This window comes from Pontibacter arcticus, from assembly GCF_003284895.1.
Classification (GTDB): Bacteria; Bacteroidota; Bacteroidia; order Cytophagales; family Hymenobacteraceae; genus Pontibacter; species Pontibacter arcticus.
On the sequence record NZ_QMDV01000004.1, the window covers coordinates 149770 to 173456 of the forward strand.

Annotated in this window: 20 protein-coding genes and 1 tRNA gene; 12 read left to right on the forward strand and 9 right to left on the reverse strand. The window is 47.2% G+C overall.

What is annotated here, in order from left to right; translation table 11 throughout:
• Positions 1–128: 128 nt before the first annotated feature.
• Together DP923_RS13410 and DP923_RS13415 are read right to left on the reverse strand one after the other, a co-directional pair.
• On the reverse strand, positions 129–1328 hold the full coding sequence (locus DP923_RS13410) for a phosphoglycerate kinase (protein ID WP_112306382.1): 1200 nt from the start codon (positions 1326–1328) through the stop codon (positions 129–131).
• Between the two features lie 146 nt (positions 1329–1474).
• Positions 1475–1834 carry an endonuclease domain-containing protein gene (locus DP923_RS13415; protein WP_112306383.1) on the reverse strand — a complete coding sequence of 120 codons (360 nt, stop codon included), beginning with the start codon at positions 1832–1834 and terminating at the stop codon, positions 1475–1477.
• Between the two features lie 137 nt (positions 1835–1971).
• Here DP923_RS13415 and DP923_RS13420 point away from each other — a divergent pair, with 137 nt between their 5' ends.
• The 4 genes from DP923_RS13420 to DP923_RS13435 all read left to right on the forward strand — a co-directional run bounded on the left by DP923_RS13420 (position 1972) and on the right by DP923_RS13435 (position 7814).
• Positions 1972–4674, forward strand: a complete 2703-nt coding sequence (locus tag DP923_RS13420; RefSeq protein WP_112306384.1) for a D-alanine--D-alanine ligase family protein — start codon at positions 1972–1974, stop codon at positions 4672–4674.
• A gap of 104 nt (positions 4675–4778) precedes the next feature.
• Positions 4779–5555 (forward strand): PASTA domain-containing protein, encoded by a 777-nt coding sequence (locus DP923_RS13425; protein WP_112306385.1) that lies wholly within the window; start codon positions 4779–4781, stop codon positions 5553–5555.
• Positions 5556–5697: 142 nt separating this feature from the next.
• A complete protein-coding gene (locus tag DP923_RS13430) occupies positions 5698–7506 on the forward strand; it encodes a T9SS type A sorting domain-containing protein (RefSeq protein WP_112306386.1) in 1809 nt (602 codons plus the stop codon).
• 2 nt (positions 7507–7508) lie between these two features.
• Entirely contained in the window at positions 7509–7814 is a 306-nt protein-coding gene (locus DP923_RS13435) for a rhodanese-like domain-containing protein (RefSeq protein WP_112306387.1), read from the forward strand.
• Between the two features lie 150 nt (positions 7815–7964).
• Here DP923_RS13435 and DP923_RS13440 read toward each other — a convergent pair whose 3' ends face one another.
• Together DP923_RS13440 and DP923_RS13445 are read right to left on the reverse strand one after the other, a co-directional pair.
• Positions 7965–9254 carry a site-2 protease family protein gene (locus tag DP923_RS13440; RefSeq protein WP_112306388.1) on the reverse strand — a complete coding sequence of 430 codons (1290 nt, stop codon included), beginning with the start codon at positions 9252–9254 and terminating at the stop codon, positions 7965–7967.
• Positions 9241–9873 carry an HAD family hydrolase gene (locus DP923_RS13445; RefSeq protein WP_112306705.1) on the reverse strand — a complete coding sequence of 211 codons (633 nt, stop codon included), beginning with the start codon at positions 9871–9873 and terminating at the stop codon, positions 9241–9243. The genes DP923_RS13440 and DP923_RS13445 overlap by 14 nt, the downstream gene beginning before the upstream one ends.
• 96 nt (positions 9874–9969) lie before the next feature.
• Between DP923_RS13445 and DP923_RS13450 the strand changes: the two genes are divergently transcribed.
• Positions 9970–10043, forward strand: a tRNA-Ile gene (locus tag DP923_RS13450).
• 99 nt (positions 10044–10142) lie between these two features.
• Here the strand turns inward: DP923_RS13450 and DP923_RS13455 are convergent.
• Positions 10143–10931, reverse strand: a complete 789-nt coding sequence (locus DP923_RS13455; RefSeq protein ID WP_112306389.1) for a PhzF family phenazine biosynthesis protein — start codon at positions 10929–10931, stop codon at positions 10143–10145.
• A 337-nt stretch (positions 10932–11268) separates the two neighbouring features.
• A complete protein-coding gene (locus DP923_RS13460; RefSeq protein WP_239021035.1) occupies positions 11269–13788 on the reverse strand; it encodes a TonB-dependent receptor domain-containing protein in 2520 nt (839 codons plus the stop codon).
• 348 nt (positions 13789–14136) lie between these two features.
• Here DP923_RS13460 and DP923_RS13470 point away from each other — a divergent pair, with 348 nt between their 5' ends.
• Positions 14137–14568 carry an OsmC family protein gene (locus DP923_RS13470; protein ID WP_112306391.1) on the forward strand — a complete coding sequence of 144 codons (432 nt, stop codon included), beginning with the start codon at positions 14137–14139 and terminating at the stop codon, positions 14566–14568.
• Between the two features lie 134 nt (positions 14569–14702).
• Here the strand turns inward: DP923_RS13470 and DP923_RS13475 are convergent, their stop codons facing one another.
• Together DP923_RS13475 and DP923_RS13480 are read right to left on the reverse strand one after the other, a co-directional pair.
• Entirely contained in the window at positions 14703–15422 is a 720-nt protein-coding gene (locus DP923_RS13475; RefSeq protein WP_112306392.1) for a hypothetical protein, read from the reverse strand.
• Between the two features lie 109 nt (positions 15423–15531).
• Positions 15532–16788, reverse strand: coding sequence for an alpha/beta fold hydrolase (locus DP923_RS13480; protein WP_112306393.1), 1257 nt, complete (start codon positions 16786–16788; stop codon positions 15532–15534).
• Positions 16789–17030: 242 nt separating this feature from the next.
• On the opposite strand from DP923_RS13480, the gene hpf reads away from it, so the two are divergent.
• The 3 genes from hpf (at position 17031) to DP923_RS13495 (ending at position 18750) form a co-directional block, all read left to right on the forward strand.
• Positions 17031–17336 (forward strand): ribosome hibernation-promoting factor, HPF/YfiA family, encoded by a 306-nt coding sequence (gene hpf / locus DP923_RS13485; protein WP_112306394.1) that lies wholly within the window; start codon positions 17031–17033, stop codon positions 17334–17336.
• Between the two features lie 281 nt (positions 17337–17617).
• On the forward strand, positions 17618–18265 hold the full coding sequence (locus DP923_RS13490) for a DsbA family protein (protein WP_239021036.1): 648 nt from the start codon (positions 17618–17620) through the stop codon (positions 18263–18265).
• Positions 18266–18390: 125 nt separating this feature from the next.
• Entirely contained in the window at positions 18391–18750 is a 360-nt protein-coding gene (locus tag DP923_RS13495) for a DUF1801 domain-containing protein (RefSeq protein ID WP_112306396.1), read from the forward strand.
• Positions 18751–18821: 71 nt separating this feature from the next.
• Here the strand turns inward: DP923_RS13495 and DP923_RS13500 are convergent, their stop codons facing one another.
• Positions 18822–19727 carry a cation diffusion facilitator family transporter gene (locus DP923_RS13500; RefSeq protein WP_112306397.1) on the reverse strand — a complete coding sequence of 302 codons (906 nt, stop codon included), beginning with the start codon at positions 19725–19727 and terminating at the stop codon, positions 18822–18824.
• Positions 19728–19831: 104 nt separating this feature from the next.
• Here DP923_RS13500 and DP923_RS13505 point away from each other — a divergent pair, with 104 nt between their 5' ends.
• The 3 genes from DP923_RS13505 to DP923_RS13515 all read left to right on the forward strand — a co-directional run bounded on the left by DP923_RS13505 (position 19832) and on the right by DP923_RS13515 (position 23625).
• Entirely contained in the window at positions 19832–20515 is a 684-nt protein-coding gene (locus DP923_RS13505; RefSeq protein WP_112306707.1) for a response regulator transcription factor, read from the forward strand.
• Positions 20512–21906, forward strand: coding sequence for a HAMP domain-containing sensor histidine kinase (locus DP923_RS13510; RefSeq protein ID WP_112306398.1), 1395 nt, complete (start codon positions 20512–20514; stop codon positions 21904–21906). Before DP923_RS13505 ends, DP923_RS13510 begins: the two co-directional genes overlap by 4 nt.
• 141 nt (positions 21907–22047) lie before the next feature.
• Positions 22048–23625: a SulP family inorganic anion transporter gene (locus tag DP923_RS13515; RefSeq protein ID WP_112306399.1), complete on the forward strand. Its 1578-nt coding sequence runs from the start codon at positions 22048–22050 to the stop codon at positions 23623–23625.
• Positions 23626–23687: the final 62 nt, after the last annotated feature.

The following is a 23687-nucleotide window of genomic DNA, read 5'->3' on the forward strand; positions in this document are numbered from 1 at the left end:
GATGCTAAGTATAGTTGGCAAGTATAAATGTATACTTTAGGGTTGATGTGTTAGAAGTAGCAAGGTATAAAAAATCCCCTGCTACTTTACAGCAACAGGGGATAAAGTATGATTTTAACCTATAAGGCTTAGTAATCGGAACGCTCCAGCGCAGCAACGCCCGGCAAGGTTTTGCCTTCCATGTACTCCAGCAACGCGCCTCCGCCAGTCGAAACATACGACACACGGTCCGCATAACCCAGCTGGTTTACCGCCGCAGCCGAGTCGCCGCCACCGATAAGCGAGTATGCGCCATGCGAGGTTGCTTCCACTACTGCCTCGGCAATAGCTTCTGTGCCAACCGAGAAATTCGACATTTCGAACACACCCATCGGGCCGTTCCAAAGTATGGTTTTAGAGTTGCGGACAACATCAGCATACTGCCCGCGCGCTTCAGGGCCTATATCCAGTCCCATCCACATGGGTTTAATATGGTGGCTCAGGCAGGTATCTACGTTAGCATCGTTACTGAAAGCATCTGCAATTACGGAATCTACCGGTATCATCAGTTGCACACCTTTTTCGCGGGCCATGGCAATTAAGCGTTTCGCCAGGTCTACTTTATCTTCTTCTACCAAAGACGAGCCAATTTCGCCGCCATCTGCCTTTATAAAAGTATAAGACATGCCGCCGCCAATAATCAGGTTATCCACTTTGTCCATCAGTTTCTCGATGATCAGGATTTTGTCTGATATTTTAGCACCACCCATAATGGCTGTGTATGGGCGCTCCACATTATCCAGCACGCGGCGGGCATTGTCGAGTTCGGCCTGCATCACATAGCCCATCACTTTATCGTTCGGGAAGTTGCGGGCAATTACAGCCGTAGATGCGTGCTCGCGGTGCGCTGTTCCGAAGGCGTCGTTCACATATACATCGCCCAGTGCTGCCAATTGGCGGGCGAAATCTACATCGCCTTTTTCTTCGTGCTTATGGAAACGCAGGTTCTCGAGCAGCAATATTTCGCTTGGGTTCAGTTCGTTTGCCAGTTGGGCAGCATCATCGCCCACACAATCCGTAGCAAATTTTACGGTGGTGTTAAATTCTTTAGATAGATGATCTACCAGGTGCTTGAGCGAGTATTTTTCTTCAGGGCCGGTTTTCGGGCGCCCTAAGTGCGACATTAAAATAACAGCGCCGCCATCGTTTAATATTTTGCGGATGGTAGGCACCGCCGCGCGGATACGGTTATCGTCGGTAATGCGGAAATCTGCATCGAGGGGCACGTTAAAATCTACACGTACCAGGGCCTTCTTGCCTGAAAAATCGTACTGGTCTATCGTTTTCATGAAGTATGGTTATAGTTTTATTCTGATTCTGTTGTTCGGGCGAAACTGCTTTTTGTTACCCCTATACGGGATTGCGGCAAATATAGTAAAATGGCGTAGGATATTACCTCCCCCTAGCCCCCTCCTAAAAACAGGAGGGGGTATCTTTATAGAGAAGCTTTAATTTTATTGATGACTTCATTGGGGGTTAAGAAGACTTCATCGTTTCGGATGCGCAGAACTTTAAAGCCGAGTTCATGTAATATTTCATCCCGGAGTTTGTCGTTAGCTATTGCTTCCTGGCTATCATGCACTGCGCCATCAACTTCAATGACTAGTTTCAGAGCAGCACAATAGAAATCCACAATAAAATTACCAATACTGTGTTGCCGCCTGAATTTGAGGCCTTGTATTTTATGTTTCCGGAGCAGATGCCATACCTCTTCTTCAGCAGGCGTTAAATTATTTCGTAATTCAGCCCTCATCTTTTTCAGCGTAGGCAAACTGTGCAGTTGTTCCTGTCTCATACTATCATGTTATAAAGCGAAGCAACACTAGTTATAAAAAAGCTGTTTATTACAATAAAAAAATACCCCCTCCTGTTTTTAGGAGGGGGCCAGGGGGAGGTAGTAACTTTTAACTCCATTTACTACCTTTGCATACCATGAGAATAGGCATAATTTTCGGAGGACCGTCCAGAGAGCGTGAGATCTCGTTTGCAGGCGGCCGCACCGTATACGATAACTTAGATAAATCACTGTTCGAGGCGGTTCCCGTGTTTGTGGATAGCCTGGGTAACTTCATACTTTTAGACTGGCAGTTTGTTTACAAAGGCACCATCCGCGATTTTTATCCGTCTGTGGATGTGTTGCCTGCCACCGAACACGGCCTTCAGATTTACCTGGAGTCGTTGGGTGAGTTGAGTATAGAGGAGCAGGACAAGATTATAGCCAAAGCCGGCAAGCGCTTACAGCCAAACGAGTTCAAAAAGCATTTTGATTTTGCTTTTCTGACTTTGCACGGCCCGTACGGCGAAGATGGTAGCATACAGGGTTTGCTGGAGTGGTACCACATCCCATATTCCGGCTCGGGCATACTTCCGTCGGCTATCGGCATCGACAAGGCAGCGCAGAAGGAAATGCTGAAACAGCACGGCTTCCCGACGCCGGATTACAGAACAATACAGCATGCCACGTGGGCAGATAAAAATAACCGGGCAGCTTTATTCGAGCAGCTGGTTTCTGATCTGGGCTTGCCATTGGTATTGAAAGCACCGCATCAGGGTTCTTCCATTGGCGTTTCGATCATCAAGGAAAAAGATTTTGCCGCTTTTGAGGCAGCTGTAGACCGTAGTTTCTTTACCAAGACCATTTACAAAAGCCAGTGGCTGGCGATGGGCGAGGAGAAACAACTGGCCAGCATGAAGCAGCTGGTCGATATCCGGGAAGGAATTGGGATGCCGCTGATGCTGGATGGAGGCGACTTTATTTACCACCCCGAAGAATTGCTGCGCCAGCTCAACCATACTTTCAACAACACCGCTACCGATAGCATTACCCTGACCAACGTAGAGCACGAGCATCAAATATTGGTAGAAGCTTTTATTCAGGGGCGCGAGTTCTCGAGTATTGTGGTGCAGGATGAAACCGGAAAACCAATTGCGTTGCCGCCCACCGAGATCGTGAAAGGCAGCGAAGTATTTGATTACCGCTCGAAATACCTGCCTGGCCTGAGCCGTAAAATCACCCCGATCAACCTGCCATCCGAAGATATTCAGCGCATCCGGGAGGCTACCAGCAAACTTTTTACGGCTTTTGGCTTTAACGTATATGCGCGTCTGGATGGGTTTATTACCGAAAACGGTGATATTTTCCTGAACGATCCGAACACAACTTCGGGCATGTTGCCGTCGTCGTTCTTCTTCCATCAGGCAGCTGAAATTGGCCTGAACCCGTCGCAGTTCCTGACCTATATTATCCGTACTTCGCTGGCCGAGCGCCTGAAGTCCGGGAAAGATACGGTGCGCTTCGCAAGAACGCTGGCAGAACTGGATACCAAGATCAAAGAACAGCAGGCGCATCGCCACGACAAGATAAGAGTAGGCGTAATTATGGGTGGCTATTCTTCGGAGCGCCATATTTCCGTGGAGAGCGGCCGTAACATTTATGAAAAACTTTCCTCGTCTACCAAGTATGAACCGTTGCCTATTTTCTTAACTGGCAGCAACGAGTCGCACCGTTTGTATACCATCCCGATCAACATCATGCTGAAGGATAATGCAGACGATATCAAGGAAAAAGTACAGCATTTTGAGCAGGGCGGCAAACCGCACCCGATGCTGGAACAGATCATCAGAGAAGCCGAAAGTATAACCCGCAAGTATACAGGCCGCAGTTTGCAGGAGCCACAGCGCATTACGTATTCGCAGCTTAAAAACCTGGTAGATGCTGTATTTATAGCGCTTCATGGCAGGCCCGGCGAAGACGGCGCTTTGCAGCAGGAGCTCGAAAAACTCCACATTCCGTACAACGGTTCGGGCATCCGTTCGTCTCAGATCACGATCAACAAGTATGATACAACGGAGCTGCTGGGCAAACATGGCGTATCGGTGGCCAAACACCGCATGGCGCTAAAAGAAGACTGGCTGAACGACAAGGAAGCCTTTTTTACAAGTATAGAAGCCGGGTTTGCGTACCCTTTTATAGCCAAGCCAGCCGATGATGGTTGCAGCTCTGCCGTAAAAAAGATAAAGAATCGTACTGAACTGGAGGCGTTTACAACCCTTATTTTCAGGGAGATGGAAGAACTGGATACAGATTGTGCCCGCACCTTATCGCTTGGTTTTAAAGAAGAATTTCCGAACAAAGCCGGCTTCCTGATCGAAACGCTGATCTCCAGAAACGGCGCCAAGCACTTCCTGGAAGTAACAGGCGGTTTACTGACTAGCTATAATCCGGATGGAACGGTAAACTACGAGATATTTGAAGCTTCCGAGACGCTGGCCGAAGGCGAAGTATTGTCCCTGGAAGAGAAGTTCCTGGCTGGCGAAGGGCAGAATATTACCCCGGCCCGTTATGCCACAGACCCGGCGCGACGTCAGAAAATATCAGATAAAGTAAAGCAGGATTTAAAGCGCGTTGCCCAGATTTTGCAAATCGAAGGGTATGCCCGTATTGATGCCTTTGTGCGCGTGCTGGAAAACGATGAGGTAGAAACAATTATCATCGAAGTAAACTCGTTACCAGGCATGACCCCGGCTACCTGTATTTTCCATCAGACAGCTATCAACGGGTACAAGCCCTACGATTTTATCGACCGCATTCTGCAGTTTGGCGTAGAGCGTACACAGCTTAAAAACCAGGGATAGCCTGAAGTTTAGAAAGTTAAAAATTTAGGAAGTTAAAATTTGGGAAGTCAGAAGCAGGAGAGTATCTGATGTCTTTTGTCTAACGTCTATTGTCTAAGAAATATATGTTTAAAGTAAATTCGTTTGTAGATGTTCTGAAGCACCTCGCCATAATGGCGACTATTGTAGCGGTGCTGGTGATGGGCTTCTTTTACCTGTACCTGCCGTCTACAACCAACCACGGCGAAAGCATTCCGGTGCCTCAGATTACAGGCATGCAATTACCCGATGCCGAAACCTTGCTGGAAGACCAGAACCTGCGCTATTTTATAAACGACTCCAGCTTTAACTCCGGCAAAAAACCGTTCGAGATCCTGACCCAGGACCCGGCACCAGGCGAAAAAGTAAAGCAGGACCGCAAGATCTACATTTCCGTAAACATGAAAAACCCGCCGATGATCAAAATGCCCAGGCTAATCGGTGGTTCGGTTAAAAATGCAGAGCTTATCCTGAAAAGCTACGACCTGAAAAAGGGTAATATTACAGAAGTGCCTGACTTGCAGCAAAATGCCGTACTAAAGCAATTTGTAAAGGGCCGTGAAATAAAGCCGGGAGAAATGATCGCGAAAGGTTCTGTTGTTGATCTGCATGTAGGCAACGGTTTAGGCGATACAGAATTTGAAGTACCTGCAGTAGTAGGCATGCCGGTAGATGAAGCTTCGGTTTTACTCGTAGGGCAGGGGCTCCAGATCGGGAATATTATTTACGTGCAAGGCAGCGACCAGCGCGATGGTACCGTTTTAAAGCAACGACCGTTTGCAGAAGTAGGCGCCATGATACGCAAAGGCGAATTTGTAGACCTTTGGGTGGCCGGCCAGGAACAGGTACTTGGCATAGAATAAAATAAAAAGCGCCTGCCTTACATGGGCGGGCGCTTTTAGTTTATACTTTGCCAGCAGGTACAAAAGCCATTTTTATACTTTCTGATCAAAGCGAACGATACGATACATTTATACTTTGGCAACGCTTTATTAAACCAAAAGCATGATAAAAAAGCTGGCATTTATACTGCTGTTTCTGGTTGTTAACCTGGCTGCTTCTGCACAAGTTGTAACGCCATTAGGGCAACAGATTATCAAAGGGCAAACAGCGGCTGTTGCAAAGTATAAAGTAGGTGCAGCCATCAGCCTGCCTTTTTTCGATGATTTTGCTACGGTTACCACCACGCCGGACCCTAACCGCTGGCTGAACGGTGGCGTTTACATCAATCATACTTATCCTGTTGCCCCGCCCTCTAAAAACGTAGCTTCTTTTGATGGCTTAAACCAGAACGGAACCCCGTATACGTTAGCTACCAACGTACCTGGTCCTTCCGATACGCTTACTTCGCAGCCGCTACTTTTAGGTAACCTGTCACCAGCGGACTCGGTGTACCTGAGCTTTTACTGGCAGGCTGGCGGCCTCGGCGATGTGCCCGACAGAAGTACGAATAACCAGGTATTTATACTTTTAGAATTTAAAGATATTGCCGGCAGATGGGTTCCGGTTTGGCAACAGAACGGTACAGGCGTTGCAACCCCATTCGCGCAGGTGTTTGTAGGTATAAAGGCAGCCACTTTTCTTCATAATGATTTCCAGTTCAGGTTCCGGAGCGTGGGGCGCCGCAATGGCTTAACAGACGTCTGGAACATTGATTACATCGAACTCGACCGAAACCGCCGCAAAAACCAGAATACCATCCGCGATGTGTCTGTAAGCCAACCGGTGAGTAACCTGTTAAAAGATTATACAGCCATGCCGCTCAAGCAATTTAAGGCCAACCCAGCCATTTATCTCGCTGAACAGGTACGTATCATGGCAAATAATAATTCTGCTTTGCCCGCTGCTATTAGTTGGCGTGGGTTCATTAAAAATAACGATGCAGCCGTAGCCGATACTTTTTTGCGGGAACAGGGATTGTTACCACAGGCTGCTCTGCAGTATGCTATTTCGGGTGCGCCCCGTGTTTCTAATCTTACTTTAAATGAGCCGAGCGCGGTACTGGTCCATGGCTTTTTGCTGGATACCCGCGAACGCAACACCTTATTAAATGCCAACGACACCACCTTACGAAAAACCGAGTTTGCCGATTATTTTGCCTATGATGATGGCACCGCCGAAGCTGGTTTCAGTTTTCCGGGAGAAGGAAATGTGCAGGTCGCGCAATTATACGAAGTATCAGAACAAGATCAGGTCAGGGCGTTCCGGGTATACTTTCCGAGAGTGGGCCAGAACCTGACCGGAACTATACTTACTCTTAGAATCTGGGCCGATGAAAATGGTGTGCCGGGCCGCCAATTGTATCAGCAGAATTTCGATATTCGCCATTCAGCTAACTTAAACGAGTTTTACGAAGTGGCACTTGCAACGCCAGCGCCGGTTAACGGCCGTTTTTATGTAGGCTGGTCGCAGCCCGGTAACTTTTACGTGAACATTGGCCTCGACCTGAACGAGCAGATGCCGGACCGGCGCTTTTTGTTTACCAGCCGGACAGGGTGGGTAGCCGATAATACCGTAAAAGGCGCCCTGATGCTGCGCCCCGTTATGACCGGCCAGCAGGGGCCGCTTGGCGTGAAAGAAGACGAGGAAGCTGCCCGTTTCGTGGTATACCCAAACCCAACATCCGGCTTCATCTACTTTAAAGAACCTTACCAGCAACTGCGCATATTTGATAGTCTGGGCAAAGAAGTATACTTTCAGGTTTCGGAAGGAGCGGGGCAACCCATAAACCTGACCAAGCTTTCGCCGGGGCTTTATACCTTGCGTATACAAACAAGTACATCTGTCATCACAAAAAAGATAATCCGTAACTAATCATGATCACATCAGCCGATATCACTGTTGAAGAATTAAAAGAGCGCCTCAGCAAAGGCGAAACGCCCGTTATAATTGATGTTCGCGAAGACTGGGAATACCAGGAAGGCAACATTGCCGGCGCTAAAAATATACCGCTTGGCTCGCTGCCACAACAATTAGAAGACCTGGAAGACCTAAAAGAGCAGGAAGTGATTGTACAGTGCCGTTCGGGGGCGCGTTCTGCTACTGCCAAAGCTTTTTTACAGCAGCAGGGCTTTGCCAATGTCCGTAACCTGCTTGGTGGGTTTCTGGCATACAATGGCTAATTTATACTTTGAATCAACAAAAAAAGGCAGCAGACTTTCGGTAGTCTGCTGCCTTTTTTTGTTGCTGAAGTGATTGTTTGTTACCTGAGTTGTAAAGTTGGTTGTTTGAGAGGACCAGGAATGTAACTCAGTAAAATCAAAGTTTATACTTTACTCAACTATAAAAGGAGTAGGGCTGAAACAAAGTATAAACACCACAAAAGCTACGAGACCCAGCACTTTCCGGGCGGGAGTAAGCGGTGCTTCGTTGCGGCTCGCAGGATGGAAAATACCCATCACCCGCGATAACAACAACCCGAATACAAGCCAGCCACTGTAACCATCCGCCTCCGGAAAAACAAATGAGATCAGTACCTGTGCTGCCAATATAATGCCTGCCAAGTATAAGTTGTACTTTAAAGTTGGCGTAGCCGGTTGAAGCACAAAAACAAGGTACAATATATACCAGGGCCACATCCAGATATAACCGCTTAACGCCGGAAAGGTAGATGCCAGCCCGTATTGCAGCACCAGCATGCCCAGGGCTGCCGAAAATCCCTTTCGTTTATCATCCAGTAATTTCGAGAAAGCCCAGTACGTAAAAGGCGCTTGTACCACCAACAGGTCTTCGGACCAGAGTGGGTTGCTGTGCGGGGAGATTACACCCAAGCCGGCATAAAGTATAAACAGCGCATAAAAGATAGAAGAGAGGCGGTTAAAGCGCTCGTAGCCTAACATGCCATACAATACGTGCCCGCCATCTAACTGGCCAATAGGAAGTAAGTTTAACGCGGTAAAAAAGAGCGCCAGGTAGCCGGCAAAAACCAGCGGGTAATGGATGATCTCATACTGATTCGGTAACAAGGCCGGGTCTGCTACAAACGTCTCGAAAAGTATAAACAACAGGTTTTTGCCCAGCGCGAAATTAAACCCACTTTCCTGGTATACCTGCTGCGCGTAATTCAGGCCAAATTGTTTATATTCCGGATGGATGCTGAAGATGTATTCGGGCTGTGGCAGGTGCGTAAAGGCGTAAAAAAGCAACGGGACAGCCACCACAAAACCAGCCAGCGGCCCCGCTATGCCAATATCAAAAAACTGCTGCCGCGACCGGATCCGGCTTTTGATCCGGATAAAAGCCCCCATCGTACCAAGCGACGATGTGATGCCAAACCAAAGCGGAATGTAGTAAGGCAGCGTTACGTTGGTGCGGTAATATTTTGCCGTAAAGTAATGCCCAAACTCATGCACGGTGAGCACACCCAGAAACGGAATTGAAAAGTATAAACCAGCTAAAAACTCTTCCCAAGTGAGCGTGCCCGTCCAGGCAAAGCCCTCATAGCCCAGGAAAAAAAGCTTCCCGAAGCGCCACTCTGCGCCGGCAATAGTGGTGGTGATAAACGTAACGCAGAACAGCAGCAGGTGCAGGCCATACTTGCGCCCAAAGTTAAGCAGCCCCATTCCCGAAAACCTGGTTAATAGTAAGCGGCGGAGCCAGATGCAAAGTTTGTATACCGGCCAGTTTGGCGCTCTCGATGTGCTGGATGCTATCGTCTATAAAAAGCGTTTCTTCTTTCTGCAGCCCGTTTTCGTTTACCACATGCTCAAAAATAACCGCGTCCGGTTTGCGCATACCTAATAAATGGGAGTAATACACTTGCTCAAACAAGGAATCGAGATTTGGGATAGTGAAACTATGCGCTACAATCTCGTTAAATTTCTGAAGGTGGATGGCGTTAGTATTGCTCAGCAAAAAGATTCTATACTTTTTACCCAGTTCCAGCAGCAGGTCGATTCGCTCTTTTGGGATGTCGAGCAGCATGGCGTTCCAGGCTTCGTCTATCTCTTCGTCGGTGGCTTCAAGTAAATATTTTTCGCGGAGTTGGGCGCGGTATGCTTCCGGCGAGATGTTTCCGGTCTCCAGTTTATCAAATAACTCGGACTGCTCTTTCTGGTTGAACTCAATGATACTGTTGTTTTTACCTAATTTCCGGAACGCCTCGATGCTTTTGTTATAATCTATATTGATGATCACCCCGCCCAGGTCGAAGATGATGTTTTTGACTTTCGTTAAATCCACAGGAAAAATATTTTGCGATAGGGTTTGATATTTCGAATGCAAATATGTAAAATTGCACTCCCAAAAACAAAGAAGTTACTTCTGAGAACAGGGAACGGGCCTATAGCTCATTCGGTTAGAGCAACTGACTCATAATCAGTAGGTGCCTGGTTCGATTCCAGGTGGGCCCACTTCATAATCAGCCACTTACAGGTAAAACTGCTAAGTGGCTTTTTTTATTTTCATACTTTTTCCGGTACAAATTATACTTTATGGATTATACTTTCTGCTTAATCCGTCCAGAGCACTCCGCTAAAGTATGTTTTTGCTGTTCCGCTGATAAGTACCCTGTCCTCTTTGTCCACGCACAGCAACGTGCCTTTTCTTTCGGAAAGCTGAATGGCTTTCATCTCTTTTTTATTCAGCTTGGCGCTCCAGTAAGGGATAAGCGAGCAATGGGCAGAGCCGGTCACGGGGTCTTCGAGGATGGAGGCTTGCGGCGTGAAGAACCTGGAAACAAAATCGCTTTCCGTGCCTTTGGCTGTTACCACTACGCCGCCGGGGTCCAGGTTAATTTTATTGAACATCTGCTGATCGATGACCAGCTCTTTAATTTGCTGCTCAGACGCATATACCAACACATAATCTCTGGCTTTTAGAACAGTTTGCGGCTGGATGCTCAGTGCTGCTTCGATGATTTCAGGCAACGTAGCCGGAGTTGGGTTCCGCGAAGGAAAGTCCAAGGTATAAACGTCCTCGTTTACGCTCACCATTAATTCACCGCTCAACGTATCAAAAGCAATCGTATCGGAAGGGTAGTTTCGTATCGTTTTAATAACATGCGCAGCTGCCAGCGTTGCGTGGCCGCAAAGGTCCATTTCAATTTCGGGCGTAAACCAACGGAGATGATAACGATTTCCTTCCTCTACAAAAAAAGCTGTTTCAGCTACTGCATTTTCCTTCGCAATCTGTAGCAGCAGTTCATCCGGTAACCAGCTTTGTAGCGGCACCACGCAGGCAGGGTTACCACCAAATATCCTATCCGTAAAGGCATCAATCTGATAGAGGTCTAGTTTCATGGGAGCGGGTTAATGGTGTTTGTTTGCTGCCAATAAAGGTACAAATTCTACGTGGCAGCTGTTTATTGCTTGCAGAAATACATCATCAAAAATAAAAATCAAATTATTTTAACAATTCCATAACCTTTTGGAAACAGGAGCCGTATAGATGGATGGCTAAAAGTTGAAAAGTTTTCAAAAACTGATCATACAAAGAAAGACTCTCTGTTAATTCGGGGAGTCTTTTTTTGATTTCAGGCCAATTCATACTTTGTTTCGCCTCAAGTATACCTAATAGCATAAAAGCAAAAAGCCTCTCCTTGCAAAAGGAGAGGCTTTTTATTGAAGTTAGAGTTTATTAACCTACACCGTTTCCGTCGCCTTGCTTGGCATCGTCGTTACGGATGCTCTTTTTGCGTTTAGGCGGACGTTGCTGGTCCATTTTACCGAAACGGTAATCAAAAGCTATTTTAAAGCCACGGTTGTAGTTATTGATGCGGATGTGCTGCTCGTAATCCAACGCGTTGATATCGTTTCTCATTTTCATACTTCTGCGGAACGGGTTGTCGAAACCGAGGCTCAGACCACCTTTACCTGCAAACAGCTCTTTCTTTAAAGCTAAGCTGTGGTAAGAGAACGATGCCGAGTTACCCTGTAACTGAATTCTTTTAGAGTTAAAACCACCGTTAAACTGGGCACTGATTCCTTTTCCGAAAGTATAAGACGAGTTCGCATTGATGTTATACATCCAGCCATCATTCTTATACTGATCGCTTTCCAGGTTTACATAGTAAATGTTGGAGCTACCACCAATAGTCAGGGCATTTATAGGCTTCACAGAACCAAATAAACTTACACCGTAGGTTTTGTTCTGGGCAACGTTATCAAACGTTAAAATGGTCGTGTTGGTCGCGTCGTCAAAAGCCGGGACGGTTTCGATGGCGTTATCCGTTTGGCGCATGTATAAGCTGGTGCTGATGGATGCCGTTTTAAAGTAGGTGCTGTAACCTAACTCAAACAGGTCTGTAAGTTCAGCATCCAGGTACGGGTTCCCTTTTACTACCGTGCCCGGTGCCTGGTCCTGCTCAAAAGGGTTCAGGAAAAACAGGGAAGGACGCTGGATCCGCTGCGTATAATTTGCCTTGAAAGTATGTTTGTCTTTCAAAGTATAAGAAAGGGCCACACTCGGAATCACGTTGTCATAATCATCTGCAAATGGCGCTCTTTCTTCTGTGCTGCCGTTCTCGGAGCGTGCATAATCGGCAGAGATATCGGTGTACTCGTAGCGGGTACCCAGCTTCACGTTCAGTTTTTTCCTGATCGCGAAACCGTAGGTTAAGTAAGAAGCATATACATTCTGGCCATAGTCAAAAGACAGTTTGTCGGTATCTTCCAAGCCGGCTTGCTGGTTGCTGGAAAGACCATAACTGGTCACATCCCTGAAAATTGTTTTAGCACCAACTTCCAGCATCTGCTTGTTTTTTAACGGATGCACGTAATCAGCCTGCAAGGTCAGTTCTTTGTTACCGCCTTCGTTGTTGTTACGCTGCAAGTAAAAAGGGGCTTCGTTGCTGTAGAAACGGTCCTGATTGTTGCGGGTATCCACATCGCTGACAGCATATTGCGTTAAGATGGCGAGTTCCTGCTGCGGCTTTTTGAACGTATGCACGAAGTCCAGGTTATAATCAACCCCGATGCGCTCGTTCTGGTTGCGGATATCAGTTGAGAATGATTGAGATTCTTCCTCAATGCCGCCTATCGTAACACGCTGCGCCTGGTCGTTTTCCATTTCGAAACTGCCGCCGTTGCTGCGGACACTGCCCGATAAAGAGTTTTGCGGATTGAAATCATACTCAAAGCCCAACTGCCCGTTCAGGAAAGCACCATTAATATTGGTTTTACCGTTCTGTCTTCTGATGAGTCGGTTGTCAGACAGTTCGCTATACTTAGGAGAAATGGTTTCGTTGGTCATGTCGCCTTTGTTGTAGAACCGAACGCCACCTAAACTACCATTAATGCCCAGCTTGCCGCGTCTGATGTTCAGGCTGGCGTTGCCGTTGGAAGCACGCGTACCCGCAGAAAGCGCCACCGATCCGGTTACGCCCTGCAGACCGCCATCTTTTTTGGTGATGATGTTGATGATACCGGCTGTACCTTCGGCGTCGTACTTAGCAGATGGGCTGGTGATCACTTCCACGGATTTGATCTGGTCTGCCGGAATCTGCTTCAGGGCATCAGCGATGCTACCGGCCATAATAGCAGAAGGCTTGTTGTTGATGAGTACGCGTACGTTTCCGCTTCCGCGCAGCTGTACGTTTCCGTCGTTATCAAGCGAGAGGGCAGGCACTTTCTGAAGTACATCGGCTGCCGTACCACCTGCATTGGTAATGTCTTTTTCGGCGTTGTAAACGGTGCGGTCTATTTTTTCTTCTACCAACGGTTTTTCGCCGGTGATCACTACCTCGTCCAGTCTGCGGGTATCGGTGGCAAGCGAAATCGTGCCCACGTTTACATCCGAGTTATCATTGGCTACCGTTACGTTCGGGATAACCTGCTGCTGATAACCAATGAACGATACCTGTAAGTTATACTTGCCCGCGCCTACTTTATTTAAGGTAAAACGGCCTTTCTCATCGGCCATCGTGCCATCTACCGGTTTGCCGGTTGCCTGGCTGATCAGCGCGATCGTAGCAAATTCTACGGGTTGTTTGGTGGTGGCATCTAAAACAGCACCGCTGATCCTGGCATTGCCTTTTGCATCGTTCGGCTGCGCCAAGGCCATCTGCTGGCTGCTTTTAGGCTGGGCTGCCGGTGCTTGTGCAAACGCTGTGGTAGCGCTTAAGCCGAGCAGTAATAAAAGCGTATTTTTTTTGTTCATAGTTTTATGAGCTTGATAACTAACAATCAGGTAAAGTAAAGGGGTAGTTTAGCAATTGAGGAAGACGGAAGTGCCTTTCTTTTAACAAAGTAAACCTTAGTTTATGAGTAGCTAAAATGGATTAGACAGACACACCCGCTTTCTATATAAACAGGCATATGAACCCGATCAGCAGTTGGTCGATGATAATGGCTGTTTCATTTGAGAAAACTTGATAAAGCAGGATTTCAGTAGCCAGGAACGGTTTCAGGCAAAACAAAAGAAGCATTATACCTACCGCTGAAGTATAGATTAATCCGGCTTTTAGCTTAATTTTATACTTTAAAAATAACCACAAACCAGTTTTACATGGAAGTTAACTTAACGCGCGTAGATCAGGATTTTCATTTTGTTGCCAAAGGTGCAGCCGGCGTAGAAGTACACCTGGATGGTTCGCCTGCCATAGGCGGCCACGATGCAGGTGCCCGGCCGATGGAAATGCTATTGATGGCCTTGGGTGGCTGCAGCGCCATCGACATCATCCAGATCCTGAAAAAGCAGCGCCAGCAAATAGATTTGTTCGAGATAAAAGTGAACGGCGAACGGGTGCCCGGCGAACTACCTTCTGTTTTTAAGGATATACAGGTACACTTTATACTTGGCGGACCTTTAGACGAAGAAAAAGTAAAGAAAGCGATTAACCTCTCGATGGAAAAATACTGTTCTGTTGCCCATATTCTGTATAAAACAGCTACCGTAACGTATACTTATGAGCTGAAAGGCCAGGAAGTAAATCTGTAAATTATACTTTAAAGTATGATCGTGCTCAGCAAAAAGCCGCTGCAATTTATACTTGCAGCGGCTTTTTGTTTTGTTAAGTTACGATAAATTATACGTTGCCATACTTCATAAAATGCAGGGCGCTAAAGTATAAATTAAGCGGCCAGTTTGGTTACATACTTTACCAGCGAGCGTTTAGCAATTGGCAGCAAAGCATGTTCCAGCGGAACGGGCACTTTGGCTGCCACCACAAAGGTAGCGGGGTTGGGCAGTTCCTGGCGCTCTTTTACGAGTTGTACTTTCAGGTTTTCGTGCGTGAGGGCCATGCCGCGGCGCACGGTTTGCAGATGTTCGGTATGGATGCCACGGTACTTTTCATAGGTATTTTCGAACACGGTAATGCGGTACATAAACACCTGCGTTTCCTTTCCCGGAAATTCATCCAGAAACAGGTAACCTTCATTAAAGTAAAGCGGCGTAATGCCTACGGGCATAATTTCGAGCTGTCGCTCTATGGCGTCATATACTTCGCGGCCGGTTTCCAGGGTTTCGCTGAAACGGGGGTAGGCAAACTGAATAATGTCTTCTATCTGCTGCATGGTTTCGTCGTCGGCCACAATTTTTTCATATACCAGTTCCAGCTTCTCAAAATCGGCCCGGCTGATGCGTTCCGGGAACTGCTCATACACCAGCTGCTTTTTCTCTTTCACCAGTTTTAAGTTCTGGTAATGCATAATTAAATCAGGGAAAACAGGGTAGAGGCGCTGCGCCGAAAACTCCTGCCGGGCAGTTTGCAGGTAAGCCAGCAGCAAATACTTTTTATATTCAAAATCCAGTAATCCTTCGGTTAGCCAGTTGATTGGTAGGGTGTTCATGGGTGTTAGCTTTAGAAAGTATACGTGGAGTTTAAACGTAAATCGGCTTTGTTCTGATGTGCTTGTGTGCCAAAAAAGTAAGTTGATTTATACTTTCACAGCCGCAGTTCTACTTCTTTTTAGCCAGCTTTTGGCGCGATTCTATTTTCTCTAAATTGGCTTTGCTGTTGCGGATCGTGGCCTGGTTATCGGTGGCGGTGGCCAGCTCGATCGCTTTTATAAACTGAATTCGGGCCAGCTCCAGTTGCCCTTGGGCCAAGAGGGCTTCGCCGTAACTATCGTAGGCATTGGCAGAACCGGTGTGGGCAACAGTGTTATACTTTAAAATAGCCACTGCTAACGGAGTAGCAGCCGGGTTTCCAAGGTAATGGTAGCCAATGCCGTTGATTGTGCTTTCATCGAAGCCGGCATCCTGGAGGGCAGCAAATACCAGCGTTTCTCCGGTTTTGGGTTTCTTACCTTTCAGTTGCTTTTCTGCTTCCTTCAGCTTGCTTTCGAGTTGCTGCATTTTAAGGGCGTACGCTTGTTCTGCTTTTGCTTTATCAGCTAAAGTTATCACTTGTTTAATGGCTTGTACCACCAGTTCGGGTTCGGTCCGGTGGATGTTGTGGCCGCTGCGGGTTGTTACGTAATGGGCGCCATCCGTAAACTGAGCGAAAAGATCAGCGTGTAGTTTTCGCCAGATAGTGATGCCCAGTGGCTCATGCAAAAACAGGTCGGGCTTCTCTCTTTTCTGAACCGAGGTTAGTACCACAGCCGGCACAGCTGGCAGCGTACCAAAGTCCGGCAAAGCGCCTTTCTCGAAAATTAGGTTGATGTAATCGTTTTCAGCTTTAAACTGTGCCGGCATCATCTGATTCTGGGCTTCGGTATCTTTCGCAGCTTTGGCCGGGTCCGCTTTTTTGAGCGCTGCCATTAGTTTTTCATGCGATGGGTCTACAAAAACAAGCCCTTTTACTTTGCCCGGGTTTTGCGCTGCATACGCCCTGATAATGAAACCGCCATACGAGTGGCCCACCAGGATGTAAGGCGGCTGGGCGTTCGCTTTTTCAAGAAGCGTAGCCAAACTGTTTACAGCCTGCTCCAGGGTTTGGGTTTTCGGGTTTGGCTCCGATTTGCCTGTTCCGGCTCTGGAATACAGTAATACTTTGTTGGTCTTCATTATTTCCGAAGCTACGTTGCCCCATACTTTGTAATCCATCCCGAACCCAGATTCGAAGATAACCGTGTAATCTCCTGCGCCGGCCTGTATCATTTCCAGGGAGTGGTCGCCCACGCTTACCAGGCTAGTGGATTGCGCATGCAGCAAAGGCTGGTTGGCAAGCATAAAAAACAAGAGGAAGAGGGAGGTAGCTAATTTTTTCATAGAATTGAAAGAGGGTTGGTATACATTTTCTTAGTTTATACCTGTCAGATGCAGCTTCCCAAAGTATAGTTGCCTGGCCTCTGAAAAAATTAATAAGATGCCTCATCTGTAACATAAAGTATAAAATTGCAGCCCCTGCGTTTAACTTAAAGCCAGCCCGCCCGTTTAATTGGCTAAGGCGTGCTTGCAAAGGCAGGGCGCCTATGTTATAAAATTTTCACCCCATTAAAACGAACCACAAAATGAACTATACTGAAAACTTCGAAGGCATTAAATTAGATGTGCAGGCCGTGGATATTGACATTTCAGATGCGATCCAGCAAAGTGTGCGCGATTCGATCCTGAAAATAAAGCGCCATGCCAAAAAGATAGACTCGATTGATGTATACTTTAAGGAAGAAGCCAGCCAGGCCACCAACCAGAAAAGTGTGCACATGCGCGTAGGTATTCCGGGGAACGATGTTTTTGCCCAGGACGAAGGCAGCAACTGGTACGAGCTGCTTAAAAATGTGGAAGAAAAACTGAAGCGCCAGTTAGAGAAAAGATAAGCTCAAAATCAGCTGTAACCAGGCCCGCTGCTTTGCTTCATTTCGGAGGTAAGCCAGCGGGTCTGGTGGCTTAAGGCCAGGTATAAAACCGGTATTGCAGGTATAAAAATAAAGTGTGGACACAGAATTACAGCTAATTCTGATTAATTAACGCGGCTACCGGCGCTAATCTGGCCAGAAATGCTTACCTTAACACTACTTGCAAGCCGGTTTATACTTTACCTTAGCTACTTTAGCCCCGGGCAACCCTGCTTTTTGTTGCCTTCCCGAAAACAAATGAAATGCCTATGATCAAGACGCCCGACAACCCGACGCTGCTTTATATTACCAACCCCATGTGTGGCTGGTGCTATGGATTTACGCCTGTTATCCGGAGGATGCGGGCCTTATGGCAAGGCAGGTTAACTGTTAAAGTTTTAATGGGCCCTTTGCAGGCTTACGCCACCGAACCGCTCACCCCGGATGCAAAAGATAAACTGGCCGTAAGCTGGCATCGCGTACAGGACCGCACCAGCGTACCCTTCGATTACCGTTTCTTTACCCGCCGTGGCTTTGTTTATAATACCGAGCCGGCCTGCCGTGCTTTGTTATGCGTGCGTTTACTCCGGCCTAAGTTAACCCTGGAAGTTTTACGGGCCATGCATTCGGCTTTTTTTGCCGATCTGAAAGACCTGCGGAACCCAGCCGTGCTGGCAGAGCTGGTACGCCCGTTTGGCATCTCCGAAAACCTGTTCATGACGTTGTTTGAATCTGAAGAGATCATCCAGCAGATGGAAGAAGAATTTAACTATGTAGAAAGTATAGGCGCTGATAATTTCCCGAGCGTATTTCTGCAAACTACCCATGGCATGGCTTACCTCACTAAAGGTTACACCGACCTGAACGAGCTGGAACAGCGCATGTTACGCGAACTCGAAATGAAAGTATAACGCTTTAAGTTTACGATTGTATAGCTATTAGTTCGATCTGAATGGTGGTAAATGCCTGAAAGTTGTTTAAATATCAGAATATAAGTATATTTGATAGTAAAAACTTTACCAGGGATCAACACACCATGAGAAACAGAACTACAGCCAATCAGGTAGACGAATACCTGGATACGCTGCCAGACGAGAAACGCGAATTAGCAGAAGTTGTTCGGCAGATCATACTGGCAGCTGTGCCTCACCTGGAAGAATGCGTACGCTGGGATTTGCCCTGCTACTTTTTTCACGGCCCTGTTTGTTACTTCGCCTCCTCCCGCAGTGGTATCCACTTAGGCTTTTTCAGAGGAAAGGAATTAGCAGATCCGGAAAAGCGCCTGGTAAGCCGCGACGGGCAACCGCCTCACATCAAAATAAAATCAATGCAGGATATACAGTCGGCTTATTTTACGGAGCTGGTGCGCGCAGCCGTTACCCTGAACCGTACCTGATTTACGAACTTATACTTTAGACTTGAAGAGAAATACAGCTGCTGTGTTTCTCTTTTTAGTTTACGCGCTGTTTATACTTCGGCAGGGCATTGTTGCTGGCTGCAGGGCTGGCCGGGTATTTCGAGCTCTAACGTAACATGGTTTATCTGCAGGTCGGAAAGCCGGTCGCGGATCTGTTGTTTTATACTTTCAGCTTCCAGCAGCGATACATCTTTATCTACGATGGCGTGCAACGTTAAAATATGTGTGGTTCCGTCCAGGGTCCAGATGTGCAGGTCGTGGATGGATTGGATGGCAGGAAGTTCTTCTAATTTTTGCTGCACAATGGTTAAATTTACTTCGATGGGTGCCGCCTGTAACAAAATGTTCATACTTGCCCGGAGGTTCTTAAAGGCATTGTAGATCACGTAAACAGAAATGCCAATGGAAAGCAGCGGGTCGATGATCGGGAAATCGAAAAAGTATAAAATAATGCCGCCCACCAAAACGGCCACCCAGCCCAGCACATCTTCCAACAAATGCAGCCGCACCACACGCTCGTTTAAAGAATTGTCTTTCAGTTTTAAAACGGCAGCGCCATTCACCAATATGCCCAGCACTGCAAAACCGATCATGCCGGTTGCATTCACTTGTTCGGGTTGCCAGACCCGCGGTATAGCTTCGGAAAGTATAAGCACCGAGCCAGCCAGCAGGATAACAGCATTTATAACAGCACCCAAGAGCGAAAACCGCTTGTAGCCAAACGTATACTTCAGGTCGCGGCCACGCACCGATAGCTTCTCGAAGTACCAGGCCAGCCCCAACGCCAGTGAATCGCCGAGGTCGTGCAGCGCATCAGAAAGTATGGCTACGCTGTTTATCCAGGCTCCGCCAAAAAGCTCGAGCAAGGCAAAGCTAAGGTTCAGGAAGAAAGCTAATTTTATGTTGCTGCCAGCGTGGTGATGGTGGCCGTGATCGTGGTTATGAGGAGCTGCCATACTTATCAGAACGAAAAGAAGTATAATTAGATACCTCAATCTGTACTTGTGGCTTCGTATCTTTGGACAGCGGTAAGGCCATTTGCGGCATCCTGCGCGTAGTTATGAAAATTTTATTAATTGAAGACGAACCCAAAGTAGCCGCCTTTATAAAAAAAGGACTGGAAGAACAGACCTATGAGGTAGACCAGGCATACGATGGGCTTTTCGGCATAAAGCTTTCCGAGCAGAACGACTATGACCTGATCATACTGGATATTATACTTCCGAACATGAACGGCCTGGACGTTTGCCGCCACATCAGGCAGCAGCGCAAAACAATGCCTATACTGATGCTGACAGCGCTTGGCACCACCGATGATAAAATCACAGGCCTTGATGCCGGCGCAGACGATTACCTGACCAAACCGTTCGAGTTTAAAGAGTTGCTGGCCCGCATCCGGGCGCTTACCCGCCGTGTAACTGATAACGGTTCCGGCGAAAAACTGGGCATTGCCGACCTGGAGCTGGATGTAAGCAAAAAAACGGTAACTAGAGGTGGCAAAGCCTTAAACCTGACCGCCCGCGAATTTGCCTTATTGTATTACCTGCTGCGTAACCAGGGCAGGGTAGTATCCAGGGTTGATATTACCGAGCAGGTATGGGAAACATCCTTTGATACAGGCAGCAACGTGATCGATGTATACATTAACTTCCTCCGCAAAAAAGTAGACAAAGGGTTCGAAACCAAGCTGATCCATACGTTGGTAGGGATGGGATATGTGCTTAAAATACAGGACGGCGTATGAAAATCAGGACCAAATTAACACTGCAGTTTGCCGCCATTTTTGCCTTGATTCTGGCACTGTTCTCGTTGGGCGTTTACTATTTTACATCGCTGCACCGTAAAAACGATTTTTACGAACGCATCAGGCAGCGTGCCTATATTACGGCTCATCACCTGCTGGATGCTGATGAACTGCCACCAAAAGCCCGCAGACAAAATCAAATTAAATATTACCAGGTATTGCCCTATGAGGCTGTCCGTGTTTTTAAAGCAGATGGTGAGCTTTTATTTTCTGAAGGAAAAGGAACACTGGGCGTAGATGCCAAACTACTCAACCTGATCAAAACTAAAAGAATAGTGATGTATGAGGAAGGCGTACGACAGGTAGTAGGTATTTATTACCCCGATAACCAGGGCGATTATATTGTACTTTCTTCGTGTGTAGATGCTTACAGCCTGCGTAAATTAGACCAACTCGAGATACTGCTGACCTTCGGTTTTCTTGGCTCGATGGTGATTGTGATGCTGGCGGGCTGGGGTTTTTCAAGGGAGGCGCTGCGGCCTATTACCAAGGTGGTGAGCGAAGTGGAAAAAATAAACGCATCTGACCTGAGTATGCGCCTGAGCAACGCCGATGGCCGCGACGAGGTATCACACCTGGCTCGTATTTTCAACAAAATGCTCGACCGCCTGGAAATGTCTTTCGAGATGCAGAGCACCTTTGTTTCCAATGCCTCGCATGAGTTGCGCACCCCGCTTACGGCCATTATCGGGGAACTGGAAGTAGCACTGATGAAGCCCCGCGAAACAGCAGAGTATGAACGGGTGCTGCAGTCTACGTTGGAAGATGCACGCCTGCTAGCCGAACTATCGAATGGCTTGCTGCAGATAGCACAGGCAAGTATAGATGCCTCTAAGATTAAAAAATCTTTTTTGCGGATAGATGAGTTGATCTGGATGGCCCGCGACCAGGCTATTAAACGCCAGCCAAATTCCCGCATCAACATCGACTTTGCCAACTTCCCGGAAGAAGAAGACCGCCTGATCATTAAAGGAAATGAAGCCTTGTTACTTATCGCCATTGTGAATGTGCTGGAGAATGCCATCAAGTTTTCGCCAAAAGATAAAGCCGTTGTAGGGCGCATTGTTATCACAGACCGCGATGTGCAGCTGCAGGTAAAAGATTATGGGGTAGGCATCACTTCCCAGGATCTGAAGCATGTATTTGTTCCTTTTTTTCGGGCTGAGAATGTGCGCAATATTACAGGCCACGGCATTGGTCTGCCACTGGCCGAACGCATCCTGAAACTACACCAGGGCGAAATCTGCGTGAACTCCATTATTAAAGAGGGCACTGAAGTGACTATTACGCTTCCGCAGGCTTATTACTTTATTCCGGTAGGCCGCGTGTAATTTTAATCTGATTTTAATTTGGTTTTAATTCCAGCTTAATGTTGCCAAGCTAGCTTTGTGGCTGTAAGGTAAAAATCCGGTTACTGCCCTTGCATTGGTGAGTAGTGCGGGGCAGCAGCCGGATCTAAAGATGGAATTAAAATGATAAAAGACGCTAATTTAAAAAGCCAGGATTACCTCGCTAACCTGAGCAAAGATATACCAGCCGGTTTGGTTGTGTTTTTAGTAGCACTGCCCTTGTGCCTCGGCATTTCGCTGGCATCTGGTGCGCCGTTATTTTCAGGTATTGTAACAGGTGTTGTAGGGGGTGTACTGGTTACCTGGCTAAGTGGGTCGCAGCTGGGGGTTAGCGGGCCGGCAGCAGGGTTAACAGTTATCGTGTTAAACGGTATCGAAACCTTAGGCTCTTACGAGGCATTTTTGCTGGCCGTTGTACTGGCTGGTTTCCTGCAACTTATACTTGGGTTTTTAAAAGCCGGCGTCATTGGTTTATATTTCCCTTCGTCTGTTATCCGGGGGATGCTGGCTGCTATCGGTCTTATCCTTATCCTGAAACAGATACCACACTTTTTAGGAGCCGATGAAGACTTTTTTGGGGAGATGCAGTTCTTTCAGCCTGATGGCAGAAACACCTTTTCGGAGCTTGGGCATGCTTTCTCGGTAATCGAAGTAGGAGCGCTGCTGGTAGGCGTGATCTCCCTTGTAATTATGCTGGTTTGGGATACGCCAGTGATTAAACGGATCAAGATCTTTAAATTAGTGCCAAGCGCACTGGTAGCTGTACTTTCTGCTATTGGTATCAACAGCCTGTTCAAGAGCTTTTTCCCTGAACTGGCCATTAACTCGACACACCTGGTAAACCTGCCTGTTTTGGATGGCTTAAGCAGTCTCAGCAACGAGCTTCGCTTCCTGACCCTGGAGCCCTTAACCAATCCTTCGCTTTATGTGGTAGCCTTTACTATTGCCATAGTAGCCAGCCTGGAAACATTATTAAGTGTGGAAGCAGTTGATAAGCTTGATCCGCACAAGCGCCGAACTCCTACAAACCGCGAGTTAAAAGCACAGGGCATCGGTAACATGGTAAGCGGCTTGTTAGGTGGTTTGCCTATGACGGCGGTTATCGTGCGTGGGTCTACGAACGTAGCTTCCGGCGCGCAAACGAAAGTATCAGCTTTTACACATGGTGTTTTACTGGCTGTGTCGGTATTGCTTTTCGCAAAATTCATGAACCAGATTCCACTTTCGGCTTTAGCTGCCGTACTCTTGATAGTGGGGTATAAGCTAACCAAACCTGCGCTTTATAAAGCACAGATGAAGCTTGGCTTCGAGCAATTCTTCCCTTTTATCATAACAATTCTGGCTATTCTGTTCACTGACCTGCTGGTAGGTATCTGTGTTGGTCTGGCAGTTGGTATTTTCTTTATCCTGAAAGCTAATTACAAGTCGCCATACTTCTATGAGAAAGAAGCTTTGCCGGGTAAGGACCTGATCCGCATCAAACTGAGCGAGCACGTTTCTTTCCTTAACAAAGCCAGTATTGCCCTTACGCTAGATCATTTGCCACGCAACAGCCATGTTATTATAGATGCTGAAAGTTCGGAATACATTGATTATGATGTGCTGGAAGCCATACACGAGTTTAAGAAGACTGCACACGAGCGCAATATTAATGTAGAGTTACTGAACGTGCCGGAAGTGGACGTACTGGAAATGCATTAAGACCCGCCTTAGCACAAGATTTTTAAAGTATAAAATTGATCAACAAAAGATATTAACCAGCA